Source organism: Agrobacterium sp. NPDC058088 (assembly GCF_042885035.1).
Classification (GTDB): domain Bacteria; phylum Pseudomonadota; class Alphaproteobacteria; order Rhizobiales; family Rhizobiaceae; genus Agrobacterium.
Window position 1 is genome coordinate 318970 of record NZ_JBHVSU010000005.1, and the last position, 12269, is coordinate 331238.

A 12269-nucleotide genomic window follows, 5' to 3' on the forward strand; every position below is an offset into this window, starting at 1 on the left:
TCCCCGTCGTCATGCTCGGGCTTGTCCCGACCATCTGCAACCGATTGATTTAACGATACGTGGTTGGATCCTCGGGACAAGCCCGAGGATGACGTCGAGGGTTATGGCAAGGACCCAATAGCCTTTTTTACCTGGCCCGTTTCTGCCTCTCCCGGCCTCTCAATGCTGATCGGTGTGCGGCTTGTGAAAAATATCGTCGGTCGGCGGAATCGTTTGCCGTTCGATCATCCGGTGCACCCGTGGCCGTGTCTTGCCGCGGTGAAGCTCCAGCAGCCGGTCCCAGGCCTCCGCATCCGCCTGGGTGCGGCGGTGGTTGTGGCGGACATATTCCACCCATGTCGGCACATGGTAGCTTTCGGTCCAGATATCAGGGTTTTCGAGATCGCGCATCAGATTCCAGTTGCGTGCGCCATCACGCAGACGGATTCGGCGGCGCTCCGCCATCAGTGGCAGAAATTCGCCCAGATCCTCGTCATGGATTTCATAATCGATGAGAATGGCAATGGGCCCACTGCGTGGCTTGACGTCCAACCTCAGCGGCGGCTCGACGAAACGGTTGAGCGGATCGAGATTGAGCGAGGCGAAGGCCGGCATGGCGAGCTTGAGGCCGACGACGACGCCGAGCAGCATCAGCGCGCAGGAACAGAGAAGCGAATAGGAAATGCCGTAATCTTCCGCCAGCTCGCCCCACAGCCAGCTGCCGACCGCAATGCCGCCGAAGGTGAGCGTCTGATAAAGCGACAGCGCCCGGCCCACCACCCAGCGCGGCGTGGAGAGCTGGACGATGGTGTTGAAGAGCGACAGCGCCAGAACCCAGCAGGCGCCGGCAACGGTCAGCACCAGTGACGTGATGATGGCGCTCGTGCTCACCGCCGTCACACCGGCGCTGAAGGCGAAGCCTAAAAAGGCGACGCGCACGATCCATTCACTGGACAGAACCTCACGCAATCTGGCGCTGATCAGCGCCCCGCCGATGGCGCCGACGCCGAATGCACCCAGCATGACGCCGTAGGTCAAGGGGCCGCCCTCGACAAGATCGCGGGCGACGATGGGCATCAAGGCAAGGATGGCGCTTGCGGACAGGCCGAAAAGAAAGCCTCGCACCAGCACCTTGCCGATATTGGGCGACATCGCCACATAGCGCATGCCGGCCGATATGGCCGCCAGAAGCTGCTCGCGGGGCAGCGTCGAGGCATATTTCGGCGGCTGCCAGCGAAACAGGGCGTAGATCAGGGTGAAATAGCTCAGAGCATTCACAAAAAATGCGGCGGCAGCACCGGCGGCGGCGACGATAATGCCGCCAATGGCCGGGCCGACGCTGCGGGTAATATTGAAACCGACGCTGTTCAGCGTCACGGCGGCGGGCAAATCCTCACGCGGCACCATCTCGCCGACGGATGCCTGCCAGGACGGATTGTTGAGCGCGGTGCCGCAGCCGATCATGAAGGTAAAGAAGAGAAGCAGCCAGGGCGTGAGCCAACCGGACCAGGCAAAGACGGTGAGCAGCACGGAGGCCGTCAGCATCAGGAGCTGCGCCGAAATCATAATGCGGCGGCGGTCGAAACTGTCGGCCAGCGCGCCTGAAATCAACGAGAACAGCATGATCGGCAAAGAGGTGGAGGCCTGCACCAGCGCGATCATGTTTTCAGAACTCGAAAGCGAGGTCATCATCCATGCGGCGCCCACCGCCTGGATCAGTCCGCCGAAATTCGAGGCAAGGCTGGCGATCCAGATTCGTCTGTAAGTCAAATGCCTTAAAGGCGCGAGTGGCGATTTACGGTCAGGCACGCTCTGTCCACTTGATGCAACTGCGATTTGTCAAACGGCAACTATAGACAGTGCCGGCGATCATGCCAGCCTTTCCGACATGCTAAGGGTGAAAATGTGACGGAGGCGGCCCCCAAAGCGGAAGAGCCCGCTAAAACCTTGCAATCCTGCCCCGATGGGTCTATATGACCCCTGAAATTCTTGATCGCTTGATGAAGAGTGGGGCCGCAAGGCTCCGCTCTTTTTCGTTAGGCGAACCGGAAACCACGGGCTGAGCGCCCGGTGAAAATCGAAAGACCGGAAGGCCAGATGGCAGACACCGCACAAGAACCGCGACTGATAACCGAAACAGGCATCGACCAGCGCATCGCCGAGATCATCGAGCCCGTTCTGACGGGCATGGGGTATCTTCTGGTGCGCGTGCGGCTCTCCAACCAGAACGGCATGACGCTGCAGGTGATGGCCGAGCGCGAAGACGGAACCATGACCGTTCAGGACTGCGAAGCCATCTCGATGGCGATTTCACCGGTTCTTGATGTGGAAGATCCGGTCGAGAAAGCGTATCATCTCGAAGTTTCCTCGCCCGGCATCGACCGGCCGATGGTTCGCAAATCGGATTTCACCCGCTGGCAGGGCCATCTGGTGAAGGTCGAAACCTCCATTCTGGTCGAGAACCGCAAGCGGTTTCGCGGCAAGATCGTCGAGGTTGATGCTGACGGCTTCAAGCTGGAACGCGACCAGATTGCTTATGGCGAAGAGCCGACAGTCATTGTTCCGTTCACGGCGCTTTCGGATGCGAAGCTCATTCTGACGGACGACCTTATTCGGGATGCGCTGCGGGCAGACAAAGCGGCCAAGGCCGCCGCCGCAAACCAGAACGACGAAAACGAAGCAGACGAAGACTAATTCCAACGTAAAGCCCGGAAAACGGGCGATCCCCGCAATTATGCGACTTACGGAGATATAAAAATGGCAGTGAGTGCTAACCGGCTTGAGCTTCTGCAGATCGCCGATGCTGTGGCGCGCGAAAAGGTCATCGACCGCGAAATCGTGCTTGCCGCAATGGCCGACGCTATCCAGAAAGCCGCCCGCTCGCGCTATGGTTCGGAAACCAACATCCGCGCCGACATCAACTCCAAGACCGGCGAAATCCGCCTGCAGCGTCTTCTGGAAGTTGTTGAAGCGGCTGAAGACTATTCGACCCAGATCCCGCTGGAGCTTGCCCGCGACCGCAACCCGGATGCCAAGCTCGGCGACTTCATCGCCGATCCGCTGCCGCCGATGGATTTCGGCCGTATTGCCGCCCAGTCCGCCAAGCAGGTCATCGTGCAGAAGGTGCGCGAAGCCGAGCGTGACCGCCAGTATGACGAGTTCAAGGACCGTATCGGCGAAATCGTCAACGGCACCGTCAAGCGCGTCGAATACGGCAACGTCATCGTCGATCTCGGCCGTGGCGAAGGCATCATCCGTCGCGACGAGATGATCCCGCGCGAAAACATGCGTTACGGCGATCGCGTTCGCGCTTACGTCTACGACGTTCGCCGTGAACAGCGTGGCCCGCAGATTTTCCTGTCGCGTACCCATCCGCAGTTCATGGTGAAGCTCTTCACCATGGAAGTTCCGGAAATTTACGACGGCATCATCCAGATCAAGTCGGTTGCCCGTGACCCCGGTTCGCGCGCCAAGATCGCCGTCATCTCGAACGACAGCTCGATCGACCCGGTCGGCGCCTGCGTGGGTATGCGCGGTTCGCGCGTTCAGGCCGTTGTCGGCGAACTTCAGGGTGAGAAGATCGACATCATTCCGTGGAGCCAGGAGCCGGCGTCGTTCATCGTCAACGCCCTGCAGCCGGCGGAAGTCGCCAAGGTCGTTCTGGACGAAGAATCCGAGCGTATCGAAGTGGTTGTTCCTGACGAGCAGCTGTCGCTCGCCATCGGCCGCCGCGGTCAGAACGTGCGTCTGGCATCGCAGCTGACAGGCTGGGATATCGACATCATGACCGAGCAGGAAGAATCCGAGCGTCGCCAGAAGGAATTCAACGAGCGCACGGCCCTCTTCATGGAAGCGCTCGACGTCGACGAAATGGTCGGCCAGGTTCTGGCTTCGGAAGGCTTCGCGCAGGTTGAAGAACTCGCTTATGTCGATCTCGACGAAATCTCGTCGATCGATGGCTTCGACGAAGACACCGCCGATGAAATCCAGACCCGCGCCCGCGAATATCTGGAGCGCCTGGAAGCCGAAATGGACGCCAAGCGCAAGGAACTCGGCGTTTCCGACGAGCTGCGCCAGATCGACGGCCTGACCTCGCAGATGATGGTTGCGCTCGGCGAAGACGGCATCAAGACCATCGAGGACTTTGCCGGCTGTGCAGCGGACGATCTCGTTGGCTGGAGCGAGCGCAAGGATGGCGAGACGAAGAAGTTCGAAGGCATCTTCTCCAAGCTCGATGTTTCGCGCGTCGAAGCAGAGAACATGGTGGTGCAGGCTCGCCTTCTGGCAGGCTGGATCACCGCCGAAGAACTCGCTTCCGAACAGGAAGCCGATGCGGAAGCTGCCGAGGAGGCGGATACCGCCGAACAGGAATGACATCGCAGGCGCATGAGCCGGACGATCTGCCCGAGACTGACGATGACGGGGGGATCAAGGGCGACGTCAACGGACGTATGTGCATTGTGACACGGCAGAGCGGATCGCCGGATGAGCTGATCCGCTTCGTCGCAGGCCCGGACGGCAACGTCGTTCCGGACCTGAAACGCCAATTGCCGGGGCGCGGTTGCTGGGTGACACCCGAGCGCGCCCTGATCGAAAAGGCCATCGCGAAGAAGCTCTTCGCGCGGGCTCTGAAACGTGACGTCAAGGCCGGGCCCGAGCTTCTCGCTCTTCTCGACCGGCTGATGGCGCAGCATGTGGCTGGTATGATGAACATGGCGCGCAAGGCGGGCCAGTTCATCAGCGGCGCGACGAAGGTCGATGCTGCCGTCCGGTCCGGGAACGCGATCGCCGTGTTTCACGCGACCGATGCTGCGGCCGATGGCGTCAGAAAACTGGACCAGGCCCGCAAGGCCTGGGCACTCGGCAGCGATGCCGGCAATGAAATTCCGTCCTTCCGGCTCTTTAGCGAAGCCGAAATGGACGAGTTGATGGGCCAGAATGCTTTTATCCATGCCTGCGCGCTTGCAGGGCAGGCGGGTGAGGGTGTAGTGAAGCGCGCAACGATGCTTGAGCAGTACCGCCTTGGCGGCCAACCTCAGGCGGAACGCGACGCTGCCCGGACAGAACAATGACGCGGTTAACCGACATCAACGGTCGCCGCGTTCCGATGCAGCAATTGAACGACGAGACCTGATGGACGTCATCCGGTTCTCGTCCGAAGGAACGGGAACGGAATGACCGACAACAACGACGACAAGACACTTAACGCACAGCCTAAGAAGACTCTTACCCTCAAGCCGGGCGGGATGAATCAGGGCACCGTGCGGCAGGATATGGGTCGAGGTCGCACCAACGCGGTTGTCGTGGAAACACGCAAGCGCCGCCCCCATCGACCTGAAGACGAGAAGCCGGTTCAACCTGTCGCGGCAGCACCGAAGCCTGCCGCCCCTGCACCGGTTGCGGCGCGTCCGCAGGCTCCCCAGCCCCGCATTCACCAGCCAGGTGGCCAGCAGCAGCGTCCGGGTTCCTCCCAGTCGCAGCAACGCCCCGGCTCGTCCGCGCCTCAGCAGCGCCAGCCCGACCGTCCGCGTGGCAATGTTCTGCATGATCTTTCCGCAGGCGAAATGGAAGCCCGTCGCCGCGCGCTGATGGAAGCGCAGGCGCGTGACGTGGTTGAAGCCAAGCAGCGCGCCGAAGACGAAGCACGCCGCAAGGTCGAAGAAGAACAGCGCATCGCGGCCGAAAAAGTAGAAGCGGCAAACCGCGCGGCCGAAGAGGCTGCGGCTGCCAAGGCCGCGGCCAGCCAGCCTGTCGTTGAAGCAAGGGCCGAACCAGCCAGCGAAAGGCCGGCTGCCGCCGCGCCGGCGCCCCGCGCTGACGCCCGCCCGCAGTCTGCGACCGCGGCTCCGCGTTCCGCTCCCGTAATGCCCGATACTGCCGCTCCGCGTGGACGCCGTGCTGGTGGTGACGATGAGGACGATCGCGGCGCTCGGCGCGGCAGCAGCCTTCCGGCGCGCGGCAAGGTCGCCGCACCTGCACCGGCAAAGCCCGCCGCCCGCCTGAAAACGGAAGAAGAACGCCGCCGCGGCAAGCTGACCGTCACCTCGTCCAATCTGGATGAAGACGGCACGCCGCGCGGTCGCTCCATGGCATCCATGCGCCGCCGGCAGGAGAAATTCCGCCGCAGCCAGATGCAGGAGACCCGCGAAAAGGTTATGCGCGAAGTGATTCTGCCTGAGACCATCACTATTCAGGAACTGTCGCAGCGCATGTCCGAACGCGCCGTCGACGTCATCAAGTTCCTGATGAAGGAAGGCCAGATGATGAAGCCGGGCGACGTGATCGACGCCGATCTGGCTGAACTGATCGCGGTCGAATTCGGCCATACCGTCAAGCGCGTTTCCGAATCCGACGTGGAAGAAGGCATCTTCAACCAGACGGACGATGAAGGCGAGATGGTTTCCCGCCCGCCCGTCGTCACCATCATGGGTCACGTCGACCACGGCAAGACCTCGCTGCTCGACGCCATCCGTCAGGCGAACGTCGTTGCCGGCGAAGCCGGTGGCATCACCCAGCATATCGGCGCCTACCAGGTCGAGAAGAACGGTCAGAAGATCACCTTCATCGACACCCCCGGTCACGCCGCCTTTACGGCGATGCGTGCCCGTGGTGCGCAGGCGACGGATATCGCGGTTCTCGTGGTTGCCGCTGATGACAGCGTGATGCCGCAGACGATCGAGTCCATCAACCATGCCAAGGCAGCCGGTGTTCCGATCGTCGTTGCGATCAACAAGATCGACAAGCATGAGGCCAACCCTGAAAAGGTTCGCCAGCAGCTCTTGCAACACGAAGTCTTCGTGGAATCGATGGGCGGTGAAGTGCTTGACGTCGAAGTCTCCGCCAAGAAGCAGCTTGGTCTCGACAAACTGCTTGAAGCGATCCTGCTGCAGGCTGAAATTCTCGACCTCAAGGCGGATCCGAACCGCACCGCTGAAGGTACCGTCATCGAAGCGGAACTCGACCGCGGCCGTGGTGCCGTCGCTACAGTTCTCGTGCAGAAGGGTACGCTGAAGCCTGGTCAGATCATCGTGGCCGGCGACCAGTGGGGCCGTGTTCGCGCCCTCGTCAACGACAAGGGCGAACACGTCAAGGAAGCCGGTCCGGCCATGCCTGTCGAGATTCTCGGTCTTTCCGGCACACCATCTGCCGGCGACCGTTTCGCGGTTGTCGAAAACGAAAGCCGTGCTCGCGAGATTTCCGAGTACCGCCAGCGTCTGGCACGCGACAAGGCTGTCGCCCGTCAGACGGGCCAGCGCGGTTCGCTGGAACAGATGATGAGCCAGTTGCAGACTTCGGGAATGAAGGAATTCCCGCTGGTCATCAAGGCAGACGTGCAGGGCTCGGTCGAAGCCATCATCGCTTCGCTCGACAAGCTCGGCACCGACGAAGTCCGCGCTCGTATCGTTCACTCGGGCGCTGGCGCCATCACGGAATCGGATATCTCGCTTGCCGAGGCCTCCAACGCCGCGATCATCGGCTTCAACGTTCGCGCCAACGCACAGGCACGTACGGCTTCCGAACGCGCCGGTATCGAGATCCGCTACTACAACATCATCTACGATCTGGTGGATGACGTGAAGGCGGCGATGTCGGGTCTGCTTTCGCCGGAACGTCGCGAGACATTCCTCGGTAATGCCGAAATCCTTGAGGTGTTCAACATCACCAAGGTCGGCAAGGTCGCGGGTTGCCGCGTCGTCGAAGGCAAGGTGGAACGTGGTGCGGGCGTGCGTCTGGTACGCGACAACGTCGTCATCCACGAAGGCAAGCTCAAGACCCTCAAGCGCTTCAAGGACGAAGTCAACGAAGTGCCTGTCGGTCAGGAATGCGGTATGGCCTTCGAAAACTACGAAGACATCCGCGCCGGCGACACCATCGAGTGCTTCCGCGTCGAACACATCACGAGAACGCTCTAAGGCATTCCCAGGAAAATTGGACCCCGGTTTTCCGTCCGGAAATGCGATTAGAACAAGAGCGTTCTCGCCGCAAAACAGGAATTTACTGTCGGGCGCCGGCTTACCGGCGCTCGCTCCGTTTGAGGCATAACCAATGGCAAAAGCTACATCATCGGCCCCTTCCCAGCGCATGCTGCGCGTCGGCGAACAGGTGCGCGCCGCCCTGACCCAGATTCTCCAGCGCGGTGAAGTCCGCGACGATCTGATCGAAGGCACCGTCATTTCCATTTCGGAAGTGCGCATGTCTCCCGATCTCAAGATCGCCACCGCTTACGTGACGCCGCTTGGCGTTGCCGATCACACCGACATCATCACGGCACTCAACCGCCACGCCAAGTTCATGCGCGGCCGCCTCGGCCCGCAACTCCGGCAGATGAAATACATGCCCGAACTGCGTTTTCGCGACGATACGAGTTTCGACAATTATCAGAAGATCGACGCGCTTCTGCGCTCGCCTGAAGTGCAGCGCGATCTTGGACCTTCAAACGAAAAAGACGACGAACAGAACTGAAGCATGTCCAAACCACGCAAACAGCAGAACCGCAAACCCAAGGGCCGTCCGATTTCGGGCTGGCTGATCCTCGACAAGCCGCTCGATTTCGGCTCCACCGAGGCCGTCTCCAAGATCAAGTGGCTGTTCAACGCCCAGAAGGCCGGCCATGCCGGTACGCTTGATCCGCTCGCGTCCGGCATGCTGCCGATCGCGCTCGGTGACGCCACCAAGACCGTTCCCTACGTCATGGATGGCCGGAAAATCTACGAGTTCACCGTGACCTGGGGTGAGCAGCGCGCGACTGACGATCTGGAAGGCGAGGTGGCCGAAACTTCCGATCAGCGCCCGGACGAGCAGGCGATCCGCGATATTCTGCCCAATTATACCGGTGTGATCATGCAGACCCCGCCGCAATTTTCCGCCATCAAGATCGCCGGCGAGCGCGCCTATGATCTGGCGCGAGACGGCGAGACTGTGGAAATTCCCGCACGCGAGGTGGAAATCCATCGCCTGACGCTGCTGGCCTGCCCCGATACCGATACAGCGCATTTCGAAGTGGAATGCGGCAAAGGCACCTATGTGCGGGCGCTGGCGCGCGACATGGGCCGCGATCTCGGTTGTTTCGGCCATATCTCGGAACTGCGCCGCACCATGGTCGCGCCCTTCGGCGAAGACATGATGGTGCCGCTCGAAACCCTGACCGCGCTAGAAGCGATAGAAGACCGCGACGAGCGGTTGGAAGCGCTGGATGCCTATCTGATCGATACGGCGGAGGCGCTTTCCGCCCTTCCCCGCCTCATCATCAACGACGACCAGGCGTACCGGCTGAAGATGGGCAACCCCATCCTGCTGCGCGGGCGCGACGCGCCTGCCAACCATCCGGAAGCCTATGCCACTGCGCATGGCAAGCTCGTCGCCATTGGCGAGATCGGCGAAGGCGAGTTCCGGCCGAAGCGGGTTTTCGGCTAAGCCGGGCGGCGCGGGCAGGAATCAATCGCCTCTTTCCATTGCACCCGGAATAGTTTATAGGCAGCGCCAGCTTAGGCTTTGCCTGCGCTACTGAATGGCCAGAGCTGGACGACATCCCGGCTCTTTGGCGTCCCATTTTTCCTTAAAACAGAAAGGATCGTCCGATGTCGATTACTGCAGAGCGCAAAGCCGCCCTCATCAAGGAATATGCCACGAAGGAAGGCGACACCGGTTCTCCGGAAGTTCAGGTCGCAATCCTCACCGAGCGGATCAACAACCTGACCGGTCACTTCAAGGACCACAAGAAGGACAACCACTCCCGTCGTGGCCTTCTGACGCTGGTTTCGAGCCGTCGTTCGCTTCTCGACTATCTGAAGAAGAAGGACGAAGCCCGTTACTCCAAGCTGATCGGTGCTCTCGGCATTCGCCGCTAATAACTTCTCCGGCGGGTTTCGCAACGATGCCCGCCGGTTTTTATATCCGGTCTTTTGAGGCCGCATGAATTTCCGGGCGTTTGCCGCTGATGTGGCCCCCGGACGATAAGGGTGACCCGGATGGGCCGGCGCCGCCTTTTTCAACCGCAGACCTGTCATGGGGCAGGATTGCCGGATGCTTGCTTGTCGAAAGCCTCCCGCTGTCTTGCCCGTGATTGAGTCACCGCGCTGCCACCGCCGGCACGATGCCGGAGCGGCAGCCACAACCAAGGACAAGATATGTTCAATCAACACTCCGTGGAAATCGAATGGGCAGGCCGCCCGCTGAAGCTTGAGACCGGCAAGGTTGCCCGTCAGGCTGACGGCGCCGTCATCGCAACCTACGGCGAGACGATGGTTCTCGCGACCGTGGTTTCCGCAAAGTCTCCGAAGCCGGGCCAGGACTTCTTCCCGCTGACGGTCAACTACCAGGAAAAGACCTACGCAGCCGGCAAGATCCCCGGCGGTTACTTCAAGCGCGAAGGGCGCCCGAGCGAAAACGAGACGCTCGTTTCGCGCCTGATCGACCGCCCGATCCGCCCGCTGTTCCCTGAAGGCTACAAGAACGACACGCAGGTCGTCGTGACCGTTATCCAGCACGATCTGGAAAACAACCCGGACGTCCTGTCGATGGTTGCGGCTTCCGCAGCGCTGACGCTCTCCGGCGTTCCCTTCATGGGCCCGGTTGGCGGCGCGCGCGTTGGCTACATCAACGGCGAGTATGTCCTTAACCCGCATCTGGACGAAATGGACGAGTCTGTTCTCGATCTCGTCGTTGCCGGTACGCAGGACGCCGTTTTGATGGTTGAGTCCGAGGCCAAGGAACTCAACGAAGAAATCATGCTCGGCGCCGTCATGTTCGGCCACAAGGGCTTCCAGCCGGTTATCGACGCGATCATCAAGCTCGCCGAAGTTGCCGCCAAGGAGCCGCGCGAATTCGAACCGGAAGATTTTTCCGCTCTCGAAAACGAGATGCTCGCCCTTGCGGAAGCTGAACTGCGCGACGCTTACAAGATCACCGAAAAGGCTGCCCGTTATGCCGCCGTCGACGCCGTGAAGGCCAAGGTGAAGGCGCACTTCCTGCCGGAAGAAGGCGAAGCCAAGTATACGCCGGAAGAAATCGGCGCTGTCTTCAAGCACCTTCAGGCGAAGATCGTTCGCTGGAACGTTCTGGACACCAAGAGCCGCATCGACGGTCGCGACCTGTCGACCGTTCGCCCGATCGTTTCGGAAGTCGGCCTGCTGCCACGCACCCACGGTTCGGCTCTCTTCACCCGCGGCGAGACCCAGGCGATCGTTGTTGCGACCCTCGGCACCGGCGAAGACGAACAGTACGTCGACAGCCTGACCGGCATGTACAAGGAACGCTTCCTGCTGCATTACAACTTCCCGCCCTACTCGGTCGGTGAAACAGGCCGCATGGGCTCCCCGGGCCGTCGCGAAATCGGTCATGGCAAGCTCGCATGGCGCGCTATCCGTCCGATGCTGCCAAGCGCGGAACAGTTTCCCTACACACTGCGCGTCGTTTCGGAAATCACCGAATCCAACGGCTCCTCGTCGATGGCAACGGTTTGCGGCACCTCTCTCGCTCTGATGGACGCAGGCGTTCCGCTTGCGAAGCCGGTTGCCGGTATCGCCATGGGCCTGATCCTCGAAGGCGATCGTTTCGCGGTTCTCTCCGACATTCTCGGTGACGAAGACCACCTCGGCGACATGGACTTCAAGGTTGCGGGTACGGCCGACGGCATCACCTCGCTGCAGATGGACATCAAGATCGCCGGTATCACCGAAGAGATCATGAAGATCGCTCTGGAGCAGGCACAGGGTGGCCGCAAGCACATTCTCGGCGAAATGGCCAACGCCATCACCGAGAGCCGTGGCCAGCTCGGCGAATTTGCGCCGCGCATCGAAGTGATGAACATCCCGGTCGACAAGATCCGTGAAGTCATCGGTTCGGGCGGTAAGGTCATTCGCGAAATCGTCGAAAAGACCGGCGCGAAGATCAACATCGAAGACGATGGCACCGTCAAGATCGCTTCTTCTTCCGGCAAGGAAATCGAAGCGGCCCGCAAGTGGATCCACTCGATCGTTGCAGAACCGGAAGTCGGCGCCATCTATGAAGGCACTGTTGTCAAGACCGCTGACTTCGGCGCTTTCGTCAACTTCTTCGGCGCGCGTGACGGCCTCGTCCACATTTCGCAGCTCGCTTCCGAGCGCGTTGCCAAGACCTCCGACGTCGTCAAGGAAGGCGACAAGGTCTGGGTCAAGCTGATGGGCTTCGATGAGCGTGGCAAGGTTCGCCTGTCCATGAAGGTTGTCGACCAGGCAACCGGCAAAGAAGTCGCTGCCGACAAGAAAGACGGCGAAGCCGCTGCCGAATAAGGCCGCGCCGCCAGACCCTAT

General features: G+C 60.9%; 9 protein-coding genes. 8 read left to right on the forward strand and 1 reads right to left on the reverse strand.

The features are described from left to right. Positions 1–159 precede the first annotated feature (159 nt). Positions 160–1788: an MFS transporter gene (locus tag ACFVTJ_RS16645; protein WP_386909175.1), complete on the reverse strand. Its 1629-nt coding sequence runs from the start codon at positions 1786–1788 to the stop codon at positions 160–162. A gap of 288 nt (positions 1789–2076) precedes the next feature. Here ACFVTJ_RS16645 and rimP point away from each other — a divergent pair, with 288 nt between their 5' ends. The 8 genes from rimP to pnp all read left to right on the forward strand — a co-directional run bounded on the left by rimP (position 2077) and on the right by pnp (position 12248). Further along, entirely contained in the window at positions 2077–2673 is a 597-nt protein-coding gene (gene rimP, locus ACFVTJ_RS16650) for a ribosome maturation factor RimP (RefSeq protein WP_386909177.1), read from the forward strand. A gap of 63 nt (positions 2674–2736) precedes the next feature. Continuing rightward, the gene (gene nusA / locus ACFVTJ_RS16655; RefSeq protein ID WP_003524306.1) at positions 2737–4353 is read left to right on the forward strand and encodes a transcription termination factor NusA; all 1617 of its coding nucleotides are present in this window, start codon (positions 2737–2739) and stop codon (positions 4351–4353) included. Then, positions 4350–5051 carry an RNA-binding protein gene (locus ACFVTJ_RS16660; RefSeq protein ID WP_386909179.1) on the forward strand — a complete coding sequence of 234 codons (702 nt, stop codon included), beginning with the start codon at positions 4350–4352 and terminating at the stop codon, positions 5049–5051. Before nusA ends, ACFVTJ_RS16660 begins: the two co-directional genes overlap by 4 nt. A 102-nt stretch (positions 5052–5153) precedes the next feature. Next, the gene (gene infB / locus ACFVTJ_RS16665) at positions 5154–7892 is read left to right on the forward strand and encodes a translation initiation factor IF-2 (RefSeq protein ID WP_386909181.1); all 2739 of its coding nucleotides are present in this window, start codon (positions 5154–5156) and stop codon (positions 7890–7892) included. A 133-nt stretch (positions 7893–8025) separates the two neighbouring features. Continuing rightward, entirely contained in the window at positions 8026–8442 is a 417-nt protein-coding gene (gene rbfA, locus ACFVTJ_RS16670) for a 30S ribosome-binding factor RbfA (protein WP_003507167.1), read from the forward strand. A 3-nt stretch (positions 8443–8445) separates the two neighbouring features. Continuing rightward, positions 8446–9393 carry a tRNA pseudouridine(55) synthase TruB gene (gene truB, locus ACFVTJ_RS16675; protein ID WP_386909184.1) on the forward strand — a complete coding sequence of 316 codons (948 nt, stop codon included), beginning with the start codon at positions 8446–8448 and terminating at the stop codon, positions 9391–9393. A 164-nt stretch (positions 9394–9557) separates the two neighbouring features. After that, positions 9558–9827: a 30S ribosomal protein S15 gene (gene rpsO, locus ACFVTJ_RS16680; RefSeq protein WP_003492949.1), complete on the forward strand. Its 270-nt coding sequence runs from the start codon at positions 9558–9560 to the stop codon at positions 9825–9827. Positions 9828–10106: 279 nt separating this feature from the next. Beyond that, on the forward strand, positions 10107–12248 hold the full coding sequence (pnp, locus tag ACFVTJ_RS16685) for a polyribonucleotide nucleotidyltransferase (protein ID WP_386909186.1): 2142 nt from the start codon (positions 10107–10109) through the stop codon (positions 12246–12248). The last annotated feature ends 21 nt before the right edge of the window (positions 12249–12269 follow it).

Excerpts from the sequence above, each read along its gene's own strand:
- nusA (WP_003524306.1), top strand. The coding sequence starts at position 2,737 with ATGGCAGTGAGTGCTAACCGGCTTGAGCTTCTGCAGATCGCCGATGCT.
- rbfA (WP_003507167.1), top strand. The coding sequence starts at position 8,026 with ATGGCAAAAGCTACATCATCGGCCCCTTCCCAGCGCATGCTGCGCGTC.
- ACFVTJ_RS16660 (WP_386909179.1), top strand. The coding sequence starts at position 4,350 with ATGACATCGCAGGCGCATGAGCCGGACGATCTGCCCGAGACTGACGAT.
- pnp (WP_386909186.1), top strand. The coding sequence starts at position 10,107 with ATGTTCAATCAACACTCCGTGGAAATCGAATGGGCAGGCCGCCCGCTG.
- infB (WP_386909181.1), top strand. The coding sequence starts at position 5,154 with ATGACCGACAACAACGACGACAAGACACTTAACGCACAGCCTAAGAAG.
- truB (WP_386909184.1), top strand. The coding sequence starts at position 8,446 with ATGTCCAAACCACGCAAACAGCAGAACCGCAAACCCAAGGGCCGTCCG.
- rimP (WP_386909177.1), top strand. The coding sequence starts at position 2,077 with ATGGCAGACACCGCACAAGAACCGCGACTGATAACCGAAACAGGCATC.
- rpsO (WP_003492949.1), top strand. The coding sequence starts at position 9,558 with ATGTCGATTACTGCAGAGCGCAAAGCCGCCCTCATCAAGGAATATGCC.